Source organism: Providencia sp., from assembly GCF_052096715.1.
Classification (GTDB): Bacteria; Pseudomonadota; Gammaproteobacteria; order Enterobacterales; family Enterobacteriaceae; genus Providencia.
In genome coordinates this window covers 56,127-74,288 of record NZ_JBQDNB010000001.1, presented here as the reverse complement: position 1 = coordinate 74,288, position 18,162 = coordinate 56,127, and the positions used below count along the sequence as shown (strand labels likewise).

Annotated in this window: 14 protein-coding genes and 4 pseudogenes; 13 read left to right on the top strand and 5 right to left on the bottom strand. The window is 37.2% G+C overall.

What is annotated here, in order from left to right; all coding sequences use genetic code 11:
- Window positions 1–39: 39 nt before the first annotated feature.
- From ACTH6U_RS00380 to ACTH6U_RS00355, 6 genes are all read left to right on the top strand, one after another.
- Window positions 40–858, top strand: coding sequence for a hypothetical protein (locus tag ACTH6U_RS00380; protein WP_441831337.1), 819 nt, complete (start codon window positions 40–42; stop codon window positions 856–858).
- 466 nt (window positions 859–1,324) lie between these two features.
- Complete coding sequence (locus ACTH6U_RS00375; RefSeq protein WP_441831336.1) at window positions 1,325–1,858, top strand: fimbrial protein; 534 nt, start codon at window positions 1,325–1,327, stop codon at window positions 1,856–1,858.
- A gap of 74 nt (window positions 1,859–1,932) precedes the next feature.
- Window positions 1,933–2,625, top strand: coding sequence for a fimbrial biogenesis chaperone (locus ACTH6U_RS00370; protein WP_441831335.1), 693 nt, complete (start codon window positions 1,933–1,935; stop codon window positions 2,623–2,625).
- 96 nt (window positions 2,626–2,721) lie between these two features.
- A complete protein-coding gene (locus ACTH6U_RS00365) occupies window positions 2,722–5,268 on the top strand; it encodes a fimbria/pilus outer membrane usher protein (protein WP_441831334.1) in 2,547 nt (848 codons plus the stop codon).
- Window positions 5,269–5,305: 37 nt separating this feature from the next.
- Complete coding sequence (locus ACTH6U_RS00360; RefSeq protein WP_441831333.1) at window positions 5,306–6,340, top strand: fimbrial protein; 1,035 nt, start codon at window positions 5,306–5,308, stop codon at window positions 6,338–6,340.
- Window positions 6,341–6,348: 8 nt separating this feature from the next.
- Window positions 6,349–6,891, top strand: a complete 543-nt coding sequence (locus ACTH6U_RS00355; protein WP_441831332.1) for a fimbrial protein — start codon at window positions 6,349–6,351, stop codon at window positions 6,889–6,891.
- A gap of 56 nt (window positions 6,892–6,947) precedes the next feature.
- Here ACTH6U_RS00355 and ACTH6U_RS00350 read toward each other — a convergent pair.
- Window positions 6,948–7,372, bottom strand: a pseudogene (locus ACTH6U_RS00350) (Arm DNA-binding domain-containing protein); the annotation flags it as partial.
- Between the two features lie 244 nt (window positions 7,373–7,616).
- Window positions 7,617–8,783 (bottom strand): hypothetical protein, encoded by a 1,167-nt coding sequence (locus tag ACTH6U_RS00345; protein WP_441831331.1) that lies wholly within the window; start codon window positions 8,781–8,783, stop codon window positions 7,617–7,619.
- Window positions 8,784–9,066: 283 nt separating this feature from the next.
- Here ACTH6U_RS00345 and ACTH6U_RS00340 point away from each other — a divergent pair, with 283 nt between their 5' ends.
- The 3 genes and pseudogenes from ACTH6U_RS00340 to ACTH6U_RS00330 all read left to right on the top strand — a co-directional run bounded on the left by ACTH6U_RS00340 (window position 9,067) and on the right by ACTH6U_RS00330 (window position 11,403).
- A complete protein-coding gene (locus ACTH6U_RS00340) occupies window positions 9,067–9,669 on the top strand; it encodes a hypothetical protein (RefSeq protein ID WP_441831330.1) in 603 nt (200 codons plus the stop codon).
- 295 nt (window positions 9,670–9,964) lie between these two features.
- A complete protein-coding gene (locus ACTH6U_RS00335; protein ID WP_441831450.1) occupies window positions 9,965–10,069 on the top strand; it encodes a helix-turn-helix transcriptional regulator in 105 nt (34 codons plus the stop codon).
- 95 nt (window positions 10,070–10,164) lie between these two features.
- Window positions 10,165–11,403 (top strand): annotated as a pseudogene (locus tag ACTH6U_RS00330) (tyrosine-type recombinase/integrase).
- 423 nt (window positions 11,404–11,826) lie between these two features.
- Here ACTH6U_RS00330 and ACTH6U_RS00325 read toward each other — a convergent pair.
- The 3 genes and pseudogenes from ACTH6U_RS00325 to ACTH6U_RS00315 all read right to left on the bottom strand — a co-directional run.
- Complete coding sequence (locus tag ACTH6U_RS00325; RefSeq protein WP_441831329.1) at window positions 11,827–14,178, bottom strand: NB-ARC domain-containing protein; 2,352 nt, start codon at window positions 14,176–14,178, stop codon at window positions 11,827–11,829.
- A 40-nt stretch (window positions 14,179–14,218) separates the two neighbouring features.
- On the bottom strand, window positions 14,219–14,554 hold the full coding sequence (locus ACTH6U_RS00320; protein WP_441831328.1) for a hypothetical protein: 336 nt from the start codon (window positions 14,552–14,554) through the stop codon (window positions 14,219–14,221).
- 83 nt (window positions 14,555–14,637) lie between these two features.
- A pseudogene (locus tag ACTH6U_RS00315) lies at window positions 14,638–14,868 on the bottom strand (integrase core domain-containing protein); the annotation flags it as partial.
- 98 nt (window positions 14,869–14,966) lie between these two features.
- On the opposite strand from ACTH6U_RS00315, the pseudogene ACTH6U_RS00310 reads away from it, so the two are divergent.
- The 4 genes and pseudogenes from ACTH6U_RS00310 (at window position 14,967) to ACTH6U_RS00295 (ending at window position 17,647) form a co-directional block, all read left to right on the top strand.
- Window positions 14,967–15,685: pseudogene (locus tag ACTH6U_RS00310) on the top strand (type I restriction endonuclease subunit R, EcoR124 family).
- 608 nt (window positions 15,686–16,293) lie between these two features.
- Window positions 16,294–16,983, top strand: a complete 690-nt coding sequence (locus tag ACTH6U_RS00305; protein ID WP_441831327.1) for a helix-turn-helix transcriptional regulator — start codon at window positions 16,294–16,296, stop codon at window positions 16,981–16,983.
- A gap of 23 nt (window positions 16,984–17,006) precedes the next feature.
- Complete coding sequence (locus ACTH6U_RS00300) at window positions 17,007–17,306, top strand: hypothetical protein (RefSeq protein ID WP_441831326.1); 300 nt, start codon at window positions 17,007–17,009, stop codon at window positions 17,304–17,306.
- Window positions 17,307–17,335: 29 nt separating this feature from the next.
- A complete protein-coding gene (locus tag ACTH6U_RS00295) occupies window positions 17,336–17,647 on the top strand; it encodes a hypothetical protein (protein ID WP_441831325.1) in 312 nt (103 codons plus the stop codon).
- Window positions 17,648–18,162: the final 515 nt, after the last annotated feature.

The window sequence follows — 18,162 nt, the reverse complement described above, 5'->3', positions numbered from 1 at the left end:
CTAGTTATACTGAGGACGTGTATTTACGTGGTCTTGCAATTGGCTTTTTTTATATTATTGGTACCATTAAATGCTAACGCGACAGTAAATATAGATCTTGCTAATTACAGGAGCTATCTAACAATTATTTCAGGTAATGTATCGGGTGTAAATCCGGCTGTCTGTACACAATGCGGTAGTTATCAGCCATCCATATTGGTTACGATGCGTTATTCTGGTGGTAGTAGTTTGACTATTTATACACCATCAGGAACACTGAATGAAACAATGGATTATTGCGGAGGTAATACGGTTGCGCATGCCACCCAATGGGCCAACCAAAAACTATTAAATCGTCCCCGTGTATACCCAGATAATACTGTATCCGCTAGCGTAACGTATGCATATCTTGAAAATTTTTATCTGACTTGCCGGCTGAGTCCTATCGCGGGAAATGGATCTGGTTTTGCACAATTTTCAATACCAGTGAACGATGTAGTGATAACTAATCCCCCAAATCCCAAGTCAGTATGTAGCTTGAACAGTCAAAATCTAAATCTAAATTACTCATCAACAAGTTTGAATGTTAATGGTTTGACACAAAGTACTAGCTTATCGGTATCTTGCACGGCAGGAACTGCGCAAAACTATCAATTACGATTAACAGGGACAAATGTAACTAATGGTAGATTAAATTTTGGAAATGGGGTGTCAGCACAAGTCTCATTAAATGGCACGCAAGTCAGTGCTAATGGTAGTGGAATTTCATTAAATGGGCTCACCAGTAGCTCAATCCCTGTTAGTGCCTCTTTGGTGGGAAATGCAACAGTATCAGGAGTAACGCTGGCAAGTGGCGTTTTAGTTTTAGATGCATTATAGGTATTTTAATTCAATATTTCTTTCTGAATTTTTTAGCGACTTGGTCGTTTTGAATATTTCTAAGGTGTGAAAAGTAAACAATAAATTAACTATTTTTGTTTTTATCGATTAAGTAATAATGAATCTTTTGTAAAAGGTGATGTTGGTAATAATAATATTGGTGTATTAAATTTTTTGCTTATCAATAAAATCAATTATTAGTTTTTTATATAAAATAATTAATTAGGTAAAATGAAAGTATTTAAGTAAATAAGTGCATGTGTAAATAGAATTGGATTTTATTTTGTGTGGTGTAAACATCTTTATTAGAGTTGAGAGGCCTATGTTATCAATAATGATATTTATTTATCTATTAGAGCCATTATCTTATTTTTAATTAAAGTTGTTTACTTATTGAAGTCGAGTAATAGGTGTATTTGTTATTTATTTAGTCAATTATAATTTAAACAGAATATAAGGTATTAAGATGAAAAAAACACTCATCGCTGCATCACTATTTGCATTAACCAGTTCAGCATTTGCAATTGATGGAATGATTCATTTTTCCGGTGCCTTTACTGATTCGCCGTGCGAAGTGAATATCAACGGCACCAGTACTTCGGGGAGCATCAATGTTAACTTGGATACATGGAGTAAAGCTAATTACCAAAATAATGTGGGGGCAACTACGGATTTAAAACCAATCACAATTACATTATCAGCCTGCCCTGATATGGCAAAAGCAAATATTAAATTCAGTGGTGCAGTGGATGGTGTAAATCCTGATTTGTTTGCAATTGAAACCGGTGCCGCAGATCAAGCAAGCAATGTAGGTATTGGGCTATATAGTACGGCCAACTCGGCAAATACCATTACCCCGAATGACTTTAATGGGTTAAGCATTCCATTAACCGCTTCGGCAGGTGAGCAAGTTATTTATGCGAGTTACATGACAACAGGCGCTACGGTAACGGAAGGTAAAGCAAATGCTGATGTTACGATTGATATTTCTTACGAGTAATATTAATTAATTAAACAATGAGTCCCATAGGTACTTTGTGGGGCTCATTATTTTATTTTGGAGTGTAAACCCAAATGTTATCTAAATATTTAACTTCTTTATTATCGGTTGTTTTATTTCTTTTCGCTATTGAAAGTCAAGCCGGAATTATTATTGGGAGCACTCGTATTATTTATGAGGGTGATAAAAAAGAAACAGCCATTTCAATTAAAAATCTAGACAAGACACCCTATTTAATACAATCGTGGCTTGATGATGAACAGGGTGCAACATTATCGAAAAAAACTCAGCCGTTTATTATTACTCCACCATTATTTCGTTTAAATGGGGATTCTGCAAATGCATTGCGTATTGTCAAAATCGGTCACTTACCGGATAACCGCGAGTCAGTCTATTGGCTTAATATTAAATCCATTCCAACCTCCGATCCGAATGCCAAAAATGAACTGCATATTTCGGTAAATAGTCGCATTAAATTATTTTATCGTCCAGCATTACTAAGTAGTCAAGATGCTTTGCTTGCTTATAAAAAAATGACATTTCAACGTAATGGCGATGCGTTATTTGCCAAAAATCCCACGCCATTTTATCTCTCTTTAAGTGAACTGGATGTAAATGGTGTTGCGATATCAAATCCTGGAATGGTCGCTCCTTTTAGTGAACAGCGATGGGCACTTCCCGTTAAATCAACTGTCGGGCCACTGAAAGTTAAATGGTCAACCATTAATGATTATGGTGGAAGAACTGATCCTGAAACCCAGATGTGATGGCAAACGCCAATAAAATTATCAACTATTGACTGAGCTAAAGGCTGTATTTTGACCGCTTGGAGCGTCGTATTCATTGGATAATTATAAATCATTATGAAATTATCATTATTAAATCAAAATCTATTTTTTTTCACGATGGTGTCACGTCGTTATTTGGCTTGGCTGGTCTTCGCGTCGTTGTCTTCGAGTGTAGGGATGCAAGCTGCTTTCGCTGATGATTATTTTAATCCATATGCATTAGATAAACGGGGTATGCAGTCTGTTGCTGATATTGATAACTTAGCAATTTTTTCACAGTCGGAGGGGCAGTTACCGGGCACTTATACTGTTGATGTAATAGTGAACAGCAATTCAATTGGGGTCTTTGACATCCCTTTTCGAGTGGATGAGATGCAGAAGCTCTATCCCGAACTGACCAAGCAACAACTGATGGATTGGGGAATTAACCCAGCTTCCTCGTCTTCTTTATCAACGATGGATAGCACTGCCGTCATCATCTCATTGCAAGATATGATTTCAGATTCATCGATTCAGTTTGATTTTTCACAGCAAAAATTGGTGATTAGCGTGCCTCAAATAGCGATGAATACCGCCGTGCGGGGGGCTGTTCCGACAGCGTTATGGAATGAAGGAACCGCAGCTCTTACGCTCAATTATGATTTTACAGGCGCGCAAACGTGGCAGGATAATGTTAAAAACCAACAATCTCAGTTTTTAAGCCTACGCAGTGGGTTGAATGTGGGGGCATGGCGCCTTCGGAATTATTCTATTTATTCTAAAAATGATAATAAACGTTTTTGGGAAAGCATGAATACTTATGCTGAACGAGACATTATGGCCCTTAACAGCCAATTGACACTTGGCGAAACGACTACTTCAGGCGATATTTTTGAGGGTTTTCAGTTTACGGGAGGGCAACTGGCTTCGGATGACAATATGTTGCCTTACAGCCTGCGTGGTTTTGCTCCTATTGTACAGGGAATAGCGCAAACGAATGCAAAGGTCACTGTACGTCAAAATGGTTCTATTATTTATCAGACTTATGTCTCTGCGGGTGCCTTTGAAATTACTGACCTGTATCCAACTTCGTCAAGCGGTAACTTGGAGGTAACCGTTGAAGAAATGAATGGTAGTGCACAATCCTTTGTGGTGCCATTTTCATCGGTTCCGATTATGCAACGTGAAGGACAACACAAATACACTTTAAGTGGGGGGAAATATCGTTCGAATATTGACTCAAGTAAGGAGCCCAACTTTATCCAGTCAACTCTCATCTACGGTTTACCGTGGAATACAACACTATATGGCGGCGGGCTTTATTCTAATAATTACCAAGCACTAGCGGCTGGATTGGGACTTAATTTAGGTGACATGGGGGCAGTTTCTTTCGATATGCGCGATGCGCGAACTGAGTTTGATATTCAACCTCTGCCTTTGCAATACCATGGTCAATCTTATCGCTTTCAATATGCGAAGAGCTTACTGAGCAGTGGTACCACGGTTACTTTGGCGGGCTATCGGTATTCGACGGAAGGATACTATGATTTTTCCGAGGCTAATGATTTTTACCAATCCAGTACATATTTTAATAAGCGTTCACGCCTTCAAGCAAATATTAGCCAATTACTGGGACATTATGGCTCACTGTATTTAAATGCTTATCAGCAAAATTATTGGGGGAGCCAAGGCCGAGAGAAAACGGTAATGGCAGGGTATAACAGCAGTTGGAACTCTATCAGCTATGGATTGAATTATGCTTACAATGATATGCCCGGAAGATTGAAAACAAACCACCTTTTTTCATTAAATTTGAGTATCCCTTTCGATGTGTTGCTGCCGAACAGTTACATCATGAGCAACATGAGCACGGATAATCAGGGAAGGAGCAATTTTCAGCTTGGGGTCAGTGGAAATGCGGTCGATAATAAATTGAATTATAGCGTTCAGCAAAGTTACGGTAATCACGACCAGCAAAGCAGTGGTCATGCGTCGCTCTCATACAAAGGTGGAAATGGCACACTGAACAGCGGATACAGCTATAGCTCAAATATGCAACGATTGAATTACGGGTTACAAGGGGGAATGATTCTGCACCAAGACGGTTTGACGTTATCGCAACCGTTAGGCGAAACAATTGCGCTGGTGCGAGCTCCCAATGCTAATGATGTTATGGTTCAAAACCGGACGGGGATCAGCACCAATGCAAAAGGCTACGCTGTGGTTCCTTATTTAATACCGTATCAGCGCAATCGTATTCAGCTAGATGTTGAAAGTTTAAGTGACCAGGTTGATTTAGTGAGTAACAGTACGACCGTTATTCCGACTCGGGGGGCAGTAGTCTGGGCAGATTTCGACACACATCTTGGGTGGCGGGCATTGATTAATCTCAGCGTGAATGGAAAGGTAATTCCCTTCGGCGCCATTGTGAGCTTAGTTGGGGCTGAATCGTCATCCTCTGCCGCGATGATCGGAATAGTGGGTGACAATGGAGATGTTTATCTTAATGGTTTACCAGAGCAAGGGCGTTTGCAAGTGAAGTGGGGGGAAGGGCCTGACCAGCAATGCCGTGTTGACTTTGCGTTACCGTCTGAAAAAACACGGCCAGTATTGGAAGTGATGGCAGCGTGCGTGACGCAATAGCGCTCACGAATTAATTGAATTGACAAGGCAGAGTACGATGGTGAATAAAATCCTTTTATCACTTTGGATCGTGACATATAGCATGTCGGGATACAGTGTTGATTTAACCTTAAGTCCGGCAACTATTACGTACAGTAATCCTGCTGATGCGGTGACAGACTTTGATTTACTTACAGGAAACTGGAATGCAACAGGTAATGAACCTCGGTTTTGTGAAGTTCCCAATAGTAGTGGAAATATGACTAAAGCTGTCATTGTTTCTTCATCTCCTTCATCGGGGTATTCTGCGGTGATGGAGGGGGTTACGTATACTATATTTTCATCCAATATGCCGGGGGTGGGGTGGATTATGGGGTCGAAAGACACAAATGCGCCTGCGTGGACGCCATTGACACAAAATGAAACTCAAGTTTACCCTTTCTCAGGCGGCGGAACGGGTGGGTCAACTAGTTTTGGAGCAAATATCCGGTTCGCATTTGTTAAACTGCCTATGGATCTGAGTCCGGGCTCGAATACTTTTCCCAGTCAAAAAATTGCGGATTTTAGGTGTTACCAAGGTAGTAGTTTAATTCGAACTGCCAGTATTAATGTTAATACGACCAATATTAATGTCCTAGCATTGTCTTGTGAGGTCACGTCAGCCAAAAGTGTGTCTATTCCATTAGGCGGCGCAAATGGTTTTTCAACTGCGGAATTGCCCCCCGTAAATGGTAATTTTGGCGATTATTCGACGGATGTTACTCTTCGTTGTGATTCTGGTGTTGTGCCATGGATGACGTTGACGGATGCATCGAACGTAGGAAATACGAGTAATATTATTGGACTGTCTCCGAGCTCAACGGCCAGCGGTGTCGGGGTTCAAGTTTTTTATAATAATGAGTCTACGGCGAAATCGTTAGGAATAGACAGTGCTTCAAAAGGTAACCCTAACCAGTTTCAAGTGGGTAATAAATCCACAGGGAATGGCCAAATGGTAACTATCTCATTGAATTTTAAATATATTCGGATGCAGGAATCCGTGACGCCGGGTGATGCAAATGCTACCGCCTCAGTCACCCTTTCATACCAATAGGGTATTCTGTGAGTTTTATTGATGAAAAAGAGGAAAAAATAATGGCGGCATTATGGAAAACGAGCTTTTTTTTATTGAGTTGTGTTATCCAAGTAGCGCATGCAGCAGATGTTGTTTTTAATATTACAGGGAAAATAGCCAATTCCGCTTGTGAAGTGAGTGTTGGAGGAACCCAAACAGTTCGTCTAGGAACGTTCAGTACAGGGTATTTACAACATACTGGTGAAATCACGCCGTTGGAGCCGTTTGATATTACATTAGGTAGCTGCCCCTATGATTATACAAATGTTCAAGTCACTTTTAGTGGTGATGTCGCCAGTGGAAATACTCAACTTTTAGGACTTCAACCAGGTGGTGCTGAAAATGTGGGAATTGCGATTTATGAAAAAGATAAAATATCGCTTATTCCGCTTAATGTCGCGTCATCAGGAAAAAGTGTGTCTACGACAGAGGACACGACACTCACGTTTTATGCAGCGTATATGTCTACGGGGGCGGTGATAGAAGGGGATGCCAATGCAGATGTGAGTTTTACAATTTCTTATAACTGAGTAAAAAAATATTAAAAGGAGGACGATATTGTGATACGGCCCCTATAGGGCTATATGGTTTTAAGGTGAGTGATATCGCGTAATCCAATATAAGAAAATACATGTGACTCTAAACTTTTTAAAATCTTTTCTTGTGGGGCTCTGGCCATTTTCTATTGCTGGCATACCATTGCCTTGTGATTGCTTCAAAAGAGAGGTTTGTATCTGAGGCTGCTTTAGAGACACACTTTTGTTCGCAGGGGGCAATGCCGTCAGTAATCAGCTTTCTCGCTTCATCGCGTTTAAGCCTTGCTTCAGATAAAGAAACGTCAGGGTATAAATCCAATGCTAAGGTTTTCTTTTTACCTAAATAACAATAGTGTAATCGCCAATATTTAGAGCCGTTGGTGTGAACCAATATGTGCAATCCTGCACCATCGGCTAATTTGCAGGATTTTGGATCGGGTTTAGCCGTCCGAATTTTAGCGTCAGTCAGAGCTATAGCAAGCTTCCTGAGAGAAAAAGTAGGTACAAAATTCTATCGAACCAGTGTATATCAGCACTATGGGGTTGATGTGGGTAGAGTTTAGTAGAATTCAGTTGAGTTGAAACTTTGGGAGAGTGTTGATTTTAGCGAACGCTACAAACAAAAACAGACGTCTATGACGTCTGTTAATAATAAAGTGGTGCCCGGACTCGGAATCGAATTGTAATGTAATTAACTGATTAATATGTTTATTTTGATTTTATTTCGATTTTTTACCCTCAATATTACCCTTTTCATAAACGTATTGTACATGGTTCAGGTAAAGTTTATTTTTATACTCATAAATAGGTAAGATATTGACTATTGATACGCTATCGTCTACATCACCTAGATCTTTGGCGTTAGGAATTTGTTTGAGTATGAAGTTTTTATCAAATTTAAAAGTATGTCCTTTTTTAAGTGATTTTTTAATATCTTTAGATTCATCAAATAATCGAATGTAATAGTACCCTGTTTTATTGATTATTTCAGGTAAAATACCGCCGTAATTATATTTAGGTTGATAATATTTGTTTTTTTTCTTTGATACATATTCTATTGTGTGTAGGTCTACATATTTCTTTAACTTGACTAAAATTTCATCCCTATCAAATATGATAAAATTGAACTCTCTGAAATTATTTTTTTTCTCTATTTTTATCGTTGCTGCTTTTATTATTATGTAATCTATATCAATGCTATAAAGATACTTATCTCTATTTGTTATCTTTATTTCTCTTTTTTTATTTTTTTCTAGATTACTTTCATTTTTATTTTTTGTGATTTTTTCTTTAATAATAAGTCTTCTACTAATAACTTTTGCTTCGTTAACTAGAGTAAGGTAATAAAATCCATTCGGACTTAATTTATCATTGGTTAATCCATTTTCTAGTGTTAAAGCTAAGGTCGTTTTTATTTCTTTGTTATAGGCTTTGTTTAATTTGGATAAAGATAAAGAACGTGAGGCTATATTTATATTTAAATTTCCTTCCTCCAATAATTCCAAGCGTGTTTTTTTGTTGTTTTTAATATAAAAATGAAATCTACGACTAAAAATATTTCGTTGAAATTTTTCTTTTTTTTCGTTTTTGCTATTTAAATATCTATTTAAAATGTAATCGATAAGTTTTGACTTGGGGATGTTATATTTTTTTGCATGTATTTCAATCAATTTAATTAGCTTTTCATCTTTGAAGTTTACCTGTAATCGTTCACCTTTTCGAAAATATTTACCAAAGCCTAATGTTACGTTTTCATCAGCGTTATGTTCAAAATATTTCCGTACTGTGTTTTCAACAAATTGGGACTTAGAAAGGTTCATTTTAATCGATTTCTCGACTATTTTTATCATGATGTCGGGGTTGCTAAAGCCAATCTTTATTCTCATGAAAATATCCTTAGCGCCAAGTAGCTTTATTTGTTTAATAATATCAATGCGCTGAATGGGTCACCTTAATTTAGGTTATTAATATTATTACCTTACTTACTACTAACCTTGCATATCTCATAATCTCTTTCTATACCCATATCTATTCATCTCATCAATGGCAGCTATAGCCTTCATATCCGCTTGTCACAACGACATTACTTTGAAGTAATCTACCATACCCAGTAAATGTTTACTGCACATCTATTCCTATAGGCACACAATCAATTAGGAAAGAAAAAAGATGAGTAATATACATGAGATATACCCCTCTATCTATAATAAGCTAGTCCGTCAATTCAATCTACTAAATCAAAACTATTCAAAGCTATTAAATGTAAGAGTCGATTTTCATTATGCACGACAGAAACCTGAAAATATCAATAAAGCGTATCAGGACATGATTTATCTTTACCATGTTTTTAAATCCAATCACAATGCTGTGATTGGTTGTCAATTTGTCATGGAAAATTCGAAAATGGGTGGTCTTCATATTCATGCTGTTTTTTTTATTAATGGTCAAGTACATCAAAAGTATTATCCTTTTTATCTTTGGCTTGATAATTTTTGGTGTCAGCATACTCGAGGTGCAAGTCATACCTTTGATTGTAATGATGCAGGGAATTATAAGTGTGCTATCGTGGGGAATACTAAAAGTTATTATGATTTAAATTCTGTTAATGGTTTTATTTGCCTAGCTAAATACTTCGCTAAAAAAGAGCAGAAAGAAAATATCCAAGACTTTTATCGTTGTTTTGTGAGCGGGGTTAATATTAAAAGTCCGAGAGGCAGACCCAGAAGTCATGCAGTAAACACTCTTCCTTTAATGAATGAAAGTGACTTATAACTAATTTCAAAACTATATCACTGAGTTGAATATCAATGGTGATGTTTTTTATTTTATACATTAATGGAGGTTTATATGTTTTCAGCATTACTGGATGTTGTTGTCATTATTGTAAAAGCTATTCAAGAAAATTTAAATAAGGATTAAAAAATAACGGAGAGACCTCTCTTATGTACACAACCATAAATGAGAGGTCATGATGAATCCTTCTATTGCTAATAATTCGCTTTCTACATCCCTATTCAAAACCATCGAGCAAGTTAATTATAACGACACGCGTTATATCTTAATTGATATGAAAAAGATTACTCAGCTTATTGGTATGACGGATAAATGGGTCTACAGCTTAATTCAAAAACAAGCCTTTCCTAAACCTATCAAAATGGGGCGTTCTTCATGATGGCGTTTGAGTGATATTGAACAATGGATTGATGAACAGGAAATCACAGAGTAATTGAACATATTGATGACTATCACCCGATTTTGGAGCACATTATGTCTTTAACTGAGACGAAAATTAAATCAGCAAAAAGTAAAGAGAAAGTCTATCGTTTAACGGATGGTCAGGGTTTAACACTTGCCATTTTTCTGAATGGAAGTAAATCATGGCAATTACGTTAGCGCTTTAATAATAAAGAAAATACCTATTCAATCGGTTTATATCCTTTAGTCTCGCTTCAGCAAGCTCGCATTAAACGGACTGAGATTAAAGAAATCTTAGCACTCGGGCGTGACCCAAAAGTAAAAGAACGTGAGGAGATGCTGCATAACCATCAAATCTTTGCTAAGGTCGCGAAGGAATGGAGTAATAACCAACACACGTGGACAGAGTGTCACAGGCAGAGGGTTGTTAATAGCCTTGAACAGTATGTTATCCCAGACATTGGCGATATGCACATTGAGGCAATAACAACCAAAGTATTACTCGCACCAATTAAAGCAGTTGCGTTAACGGGTAAAACAGAACTTGCGTCACGATTACAACAGCGGATTAAGGCTATTTTACGTTATGCCGTCCAGCAAGGATTAATTACCTATAATCCCGCACAGGAGCTTGGTGGCGTCATTAATAAGAATAAAGTGACCCATAGACCTGCTCTTGACATAAAACAGGTGCCAGACCTTCTGGTACGCATTAAGCACTATCAGGGAAATCGACTAACACAGTTAGCTTTACAACTTTCCTTACTCACTTTTGTTCGCTCCAGTGAGTTAAGGTTGGCACGATGGGATGAAATTGATTTTGAACAAAAGTTATGGACAATTCCGGCGGAGCGGGAAGCTATTGAAGGTGTGAAATATGCTCATCGTGGATCAAAAATGAAAACGCCACAGCTTGTCCCATTATCCTCTCAAGCCTTAGCTCTGCTGCAAGAAATTTATGAATATACTGGAAAAAGTACGTTTATCTTTAGTAGCGTAAAAGATAACAACAAACCGATGAGTGAAAATACCTTAAACAAGGCGATCCGTAAATTAGGGTACGACACGAAAACTGAACTTTGTTTGCATGGATTTAGAGCAATGGCGTGCAGCGCTCTTGTTGAATCCAGCCTTTGGGGGCGTGATGCCATTGAACGGCAAATGAGTCACCAAGAACGCAATCACGTCAGGGCGGCTTATATTCACAAAGCAGAGCACATCATGGAGCGTACAAAGATGATCCAATGGTGGGCTGATTATCTTGACAGCATACAAGGCCATTTCATTATGCCTTATGAATTTGCAGCGTGATAATTACACGACTTATCTCCATTCATTTCCACATATTTCATATTATCAAAGACCTTCCTCAATAACGTTTATACCTCACTGAACATCAATATTAGGATTTTAATATGCACACTGCTGCTACGGTTTTCCCATGCCTAAAATCTGGGGTTATTTCTTTTTCATCAAAAAGCTATGGAAATATAAATAAGGAGTGTTAGTAGGTAAATTACTTGGAATTTCTACAACTTCAAAGAGGTCAAACACTGTTTAGTGTGTACTCATATTGATATTGATTGCTGTAACAGTAGTGCAGTTTTTATGCTTGATTATGGTCATAATCACTTCGCCGTTTCCTTTGAAACGGTACTTTCACATCTGGAAGTGGACACTTTAGGAAGGTATCGAGGCGTGGCGAGCATTATGCACACGCCTTTGTATATCCTTTTAGATTAAATGACTTTCGATTGCAGCATAACCTTTCTTGCTTCGTGTCGATTTAATCGCCACAGACTTACCGCGAGAGTACTCCTCCCAACGGTATTTTTCATCACCTAGGCAGCTATTTATATGAATCATATATTCAATTCCGTCTGAATCTTTCGAATAAACGAATCCTTTTTTTATGTTAAAGTCAGAGTAAATTGTTGTGATTTTATAACCGTTTGATTCCCAATGTTTAGATTCATATTCATTAAAGTTTTCTGATGTGCTGAAATGTTTCCACTTCAAAGAACGGAATGGGTTGGATGGTATTTTAATAGACATAAGTGTGGATGCAATTTCAACAACATCCTTGCTTTTCATGTTGAATGAAATCGAATACTTTGTCATTTCAGCAAGATTGTTTTCAGTGAAATTTATTAGGTTGGAAATAAACTGTGAGCTGGATGGTTCATAGCCATCAGTTTTTAATAAATAACACGATAGGCTTAAGGCTTTTATTCCTTCATCGGCAAGCCTGTCATTTAGGCCGCCTTGGTTAAACATGTGGGATAATATTTCTATGATCTCAGAAATATTTTTTTCTGCTTCTTGTGTATTAAATCTGAAAGTATTCTCTATTGACCTCTTTAAGGCAGCCGTTCTGAAATAGGCTTGCTCATGCAAGTGGCTTGATGTCATCCAGTTCTCAGTGTATTCGATGATGTCATTATATTCTAGACCGTAAAGATGTACTCCAAGATACTCTCTCATAATAGTAGCTGAAAGAACATCTCCGGACAATTGTGCACTATCAAATCCACGATCTATTAATTCTTGAGCAGCGTTCTGAGCCTCAATGAACTCACCCCTATTTTTTTCAATGTACATTAACGTTAGCTTGTTTAAAGGGTTTTCAGGCTCAAAAAGACATGCGTTATTTATATGTATCAAGGCAGATGGAATATCACCTAGTTTTTCTGAGATTCTAGCAAATGTTCTCAAAAATATAGATGAATTTGGATATAACTGAATTAGTGTATTAAATCGTTCAAAGATAGCGATCAATTTTTCTCTGTGAGGGTTTTTTCTGTAGCCTAAGATTTTATTGGCATCGTTTATGGCTAGTTGAAGAGCTTCTGGGCAATCCTGGGGAATAAAGTGGTAATGAAATTTATGTAAATCTTTATCTTGCTGGAATTTTTGGAGCAATAAAATATCTTGGCGTTGCTGCTTTGTTTTTTCAATTATTTTAGTGCGGGCCGCCATGTTTCTTGGACCTTTTATTAGTAGGTCTTTAACTGATTCACTCAATGAAAATTGATCTTCACCGTTATTTATTGTATTTCTTGATATTAATGATGTATTTGTGAGTTCTTTGATAGTTTTTGCAATTGCATCTTGATCAAACTCTAAGAAATGGGATAAGAACTCTCGATTTGCGTTACCAGCAACAAATAAACACTCCAATACTAAAACTGCATCTTCGGTTAGAGTTTCAATGAGGTTATTAAATGAAAATGAAGCAATGTCTTTTTTCGATTTCTCTATCGATTCAGGAACTGGCATCCCTGAGTGAACTGCATCGATGGTAAGTCTTATTGCTAAAGGGTTATTATGTGTAAAGTCGATAATTTTCGTTAATTCAACATTCTCCAAATTCATGATGCCTTTCTTATCAGAATATGATTTGGCAAGTTGAAAAGTACCCTCAGTTTGAAGTTCTTTTAAGGGAATTGGATACGAACTATCTACCATTATTCGACTAGTGACAATCACTTTGAAATTAGTAGGTAATTCATATAAAAAAGCCATGAATTCATCAGGGCCATCTCGAAGGAGTGTTTCAAGGTTATCAATGCATAATAAAACCTTTTTATCATTTTCTTCTGTTAAGACATCAGAATAATTTAAGTCTTGTTTTGTACTATCAAAATCATCTGGACTAAAGTATTTAACTATCTCTTGTTTAATTTGAGTTATTGAATCAATATTTTCAAGTTCAGTAATACCATTCACTGTTAAGTGATGTTTTTTTAATGTTACATAACATATATGATCAAATTTCTCATGCGATGAAGGTGTTAAACTTATTTCTTTTAATAAATCTAATGCGAGTGCTGTTTTACCTACTCCACCAGGGGCTACAATCGAAATGAAATTTATACGAGGATTATTGATTGCAGCTAAAAGTGCTTTTCTCTCTTTTTTACGACCGATTAAACTTGTTATATCATGGTCAAATTTTTCAGGAAGATTATTATCAATCTCCCAGCTTACTTGTTTAAACCACTCTTCAGGTGGTGATTTTAATTGTCCTGTTAAAGCTGCATAGAAATTCTCTTGAACATTGATGAATTGCAGTGCCTCAATCATTGGATGAGAAGCGATTGCAGCAGCACAATACCAATAATGATCATGGAATGGTTGGGTGGCTAACTTGATTTCTTATAAAGAATAAATTTATGGTATTGCAAAAGCTCTTTAATTCGTTAAGTCTATCATAATCCGAAGTGCCTTTAGAAACTATTAAAGCATAGCTGAAAATATCATTTATATAGCTGGCCTCAATTAGTGATTGTGTGTTAGTTATTGCATCCCTTCCTTTTTGAATTTCAATTGCAGAACGAGAACTAAAGTGTTCAGATAAAGAACTTTCTTTACCTATATCTTCTCGTTTTACGTATGCAGCTAAACTTTTTTCTAAAGCGTATATCACCATACTGGTTTTAGTATCTAAAAAATCTGACATACCTTATCTCCTTTTATATCATTCACATAGGAAAAACTTATTTTCATACTCCACGGTAATTCCCCCATTTTCGACAGAGGTTTTCAGTAGAATGTGGTCAACTGAGCTCGCTTTTGCATTGGCGTAATACCGTCCAGGCCCATATGTGGACGCTCATGATTATAATGCCATAACCAGTTTGTTGCGACTTCCTGCACTTCACGGATATGGATGAAAATAACCTAGTTCAGCCAGTCATAACGTATTGTCCTGTTAAACCGTTAAATATATGTATTCTGCCTTGGTTTTCCCGGCTGGATATATAACAAGGTTATGTGAGTTCCACTGATGATTTAATTCATTTAACCGATAAGTTAGACTTCTTCCAGCGATTATCCTACAAAACTATGATGAATTTACGTCACTAAAAGCCTTGAAAACCGTTAATCTGAGCGATCCAATTGCGGTAGAAGTCTTTAAAAACGAATACTATCTGGACGATGAGAAATTCGCTGAGCTTCAAATCATATGCTTACCGACTGACCGCAAAATTCAGGACTACCGTTCAAGCTATAACGACATTCGGGAATGGCAACGCCGGGAGCGTGATGCCAATGCGAAAGATAAGAACACCGTTGACCGGGATGATGTGGTCTTTGAGGTGGATTTATTAAAATCCCAAGAAATTAACCTCGATTATATTTTGGAGCTGATTTATGAGTACCACCAAAAAACACAGACAAAGAAACGCTCAAAGAGGAAGTGAAACGGTTGATCAGTGCTAGTTTGGGTAATCGAGCTAAAGAAGGGTTGATGGTTGATTTTATCGAACAGACTAATCTCGATGATATGCCGAATAAAGAAGGGATTATTGAGGCATTCTACTCCTTTGCTCAGCAGGCTCAGCAACGCGAGGTTGACGCGTTAATCAAAGAAGAGAACTTGAATGCGGCAGCCGCAAGGCGTTATATCAGTGCGTCTTTGAAACGTGAATACGCGACAGAAAACGGTACGGCACTCAATGAAACACTACCAAAACTCAGTCCACTGAATCCACAGTATAAAACCAAAAAGCAGACTGTCTTTCAAAAATTTGTTGATTTTATTGAGAAGTTAAGGTGCCGGTGGCGACGTTTAATTACCGCTGAATAGCAGCAAGTTGTTGTACAGTTTTTGATTTAAAACTTTGCTGTCGCGCAAGATTCAGGAGAGGAAAGTCATTAGCGATAGCCGATTATAGTCATAAGTTATATTTATTTAATTACAGTCTCAACACTGGCAAATGCCAGTGTTGAGACTGTAGGATCTGCCTGCGATGAATGCGTATTAAATTTATACACTACGCCAACTAGAGTAATCATTCTCTCAAAATAAACATATATCTAATTTCATTTCTATATAACCTCACTGATAAAACTTAATTTTATTTATTTTTACTCATTTCTGGGGGGATTATATTTATCAAAATAAGCATGGGTATTAATTATTTAAAAAATACTGGAATAATTTTCTTGATATTTTTCTCAGGCACTGATGAAGCAATTTTACCCATTATGAAAATAAATAGTGAAATACATCATGACAGGTTGTGTCGAAATCATGATAAAAATCAACGCCAGAAATAATGGTAGTAATTTCAAATGGTTAATGAGTTGTGTTTCTCTATTTAATTTATAACTTTCAGTACCTCAATGACACATCCTGTCAATACAGTTTTATATACTAATGCTTATGGTTTCATGAGGTAGGAGAATATTGGCATGAAAGAAAAGAATTCTCGACATGACCGATTGGCATTACGCTTGTCAATCATTATCTCCCGATTACTATCTGGAGAAATATTATCATTGCGAACACTTGCTGAAGAGTTTGGCGTTTCAGAGCGAACCATACAACGTGATTTTTATCAGCGCCTATCTCATCTCGATTTAGTGTCCGGGTATGATGGGTATCGTTTATCTGGTCGTTTAAATGCATCACGTCCGTCTGATATTTTTACCTTTTTACAAAAAGTGGGTCTATCTGGATATTTTCCGGGGCTAACTCGCAAAACAGTGAATAATCTAATCCGCAGTGATCTTCACTACCCTTGCTTGGCGTGTCATAACACAATAGAAGCCCATCCAACTAGCGCTGAATGCTTTTATCGTATAATCCAAAGTATTACTACAATGGTCGGTATTCAGATACACAAAGCTGATGGTATTAGCCTTTTTATCGAGCCTTATCGTTTAGTGTTAAACCAAGAAAAATGGTACTTAATTGGTTGCCACCTTTCACAACTGAATGTCATACCGCTCAATCATATTTTCTCAGTTACGATCACGGATGTTTCTTTCTCACGGCAAAAAGATATCTGCCATTTATCGTCAAAAGCTGAATTTATTCAGGGTCTACCATATTTTGATTATTTTCAACACGTTATGGTAGAAATGGGTACGGACCTTTAACTTTTTATCGGAAGGAATTTCAAATGACGTATATATCCATATTTCAACCACTGAACACTAAGATTATTGCAATCACTAGTGGTATTGTCATCAGCTTAATATTAGTAGGATGCGGCTCTCCAGAGGAGTTCTCATTTACCCGTGATTGTAAACTCAGCGGGGGAAGCAGTGAACTCTGTTCATGTACATGGGAGGCGATGTCTCAGCAATATTCACCAGCCACCATTCAAGCCGTAGCTAAAGGTGGAGCTCCTGCTCCACAAGGTTATGGTCAATACCTTGTGCAAACAATTCAGTCTTGTGCAAAACAATTATCACGCTAACACATCATTCATCACTAAGGTTATCTCACATGTTATTTTTGTTTTTACGTTATCTCGGCATTGCTTTTGGTATCGCATTAATTATTGTTCTGTTTCATATTATCAATTCTACAGGCTATATACGCAGTGTATGGCAAGGTATCAGCCTATTATTTTGGTTAACCATCAGCCCCGGCATAGGTATGTTTATTGGGGTGCTTATTAAACAATGGTTGAAGCCTGATGCCATTTATACAAAAGAAGGCGCGTTAGGTATTGCAAAAGCGAAATTATTCTGGGCAATTGGTCCTCAAGGCATTGGCTGGCTATTGGGTTTATTCAGTGTCGCCAACCAACTTTAGTTTTACATCTCGACATTTAGCTAAATCAAACAAGTCCAGCCCCCAGATGAGAAATCAGATGAGGGGCTTTTTACATTGAGTTCAGCGTATACTTCTATGACACAACATAATTTGTTTTCTAGTCATTATTCAAGCTAAGACAGTATATCTACACTAACGTCCCCAATTTTGAAATGCTTACTTTGGTGGTAGAAAAAGCTTCACCACCTTTGAATTGGTTATTTTTGCTATCATGGAATAGTTCTGTAATGAAACATGGGGAGTTATCGGGAGTACCTCACTTAATGGCGGTGGGTTTATTTATCCTGATTTGGACGGTGAGAAATTTACACTATTCAATATACATAATCATCAATACGTCAATCAGGTTTAAACATCATATGAAGGTATAAAATTACGTACCAGATATTCAGGGATGTTGAGTAATGGAAATTATATTGATTAATGAGGTGTGTTTTTAAGATGAATACACTGTTGTCGTTATCATTGCTCAGCAAGTAAAAAGAAGCTAAGTG

Excerpts from the sequence above, each read along its gene's own strand:
- ACTH6U_RS00370 (WP_441831335.1), top strand. The coding sequence starts at position 1,933 with ATGTTATCTAAATATTTAACTTCTTTATTATCGGTTGTTTTATTTCTT.
- ACTH6U_RS00300 (WP_441831326.1), top strand. The coding sequence starts at position 17,007 with ATGACGTATATATCCATATTTCAACCACTGAACACTAAGATTATTGCA.
- ACTH6U_RS00345 (WP_441831331.1), bottom strand. The coding sequence starts at position 8,783 with ATGAGAATAAAGATTGGCTTTAGCAACCCCGACATCATGATAAAAATA.
- ACTH6U_RS00295 (WP_441831325.1), top strand. The coding sequence starts at position 17,336 with ATGTTATTTTTGTTTTTACGTTATCTCGGCATTGCTTTTGGTATCGCA.
- ACTH6U_RS00365 (WP_441831334.1), top strand. The coding sequence starts at position 2,722 with ATGAAATTATCATTATTAAATCAAAATCTATTTTTTTTCACGATGGTG.
- ACTH6U_RS00340 (WP_441831330.1), top strand. The coding sequence starts at position 9,067 with ATGAGTAATATACATGAGATATACCCCTCTATCTATAATAAGCTAGTC.
- ACTH6U_RS00375 (WP_441831336.1), top strand. The coding sequence starts at position 1,325 with ATGAAAAAAACACTCATCGCTGCATCACTATTTGCATTAACCAGTTCA.
- ACTH6U_RS00320 (WP_441831328.1), bottom strand. The coding sequence starts at position 14,554 with ATGTCAGATTTTTTAGATACTAAAACCAGTATGGTGATATACGCTTTA.
- ACTH6U_RS00325 (WP_441831329.1), bottom strand. The coding sequence starts at position 14,178 with ATGATTGAGGCACTGCAATTCATCAATGTTCAAGAGAATTTCTATGCA.
- ACTH6U_RS00335 (WP_441831450.1), top strand. The coding sequence starts at position 9,965 with ATGAAAAAGATTACTCAGCTTATTGGTATGACGGATAAATGGGTCTAC.
- ACTH6U_RS00360 (WP_441831333.1), top strand. The coding sequence starts at position 5,306 with ATGGTGAATAAAATCCTTTTATCACTTTGGATCGTGACATATAGCATG.
- ACTH6U_RS00305 (WP_441831327.1), top strand. The coding sequence starts at position 16,294 with ATGAAAGAAAAGAATTCTCGACATGACCGATTGGCATTACGCTTGTCA.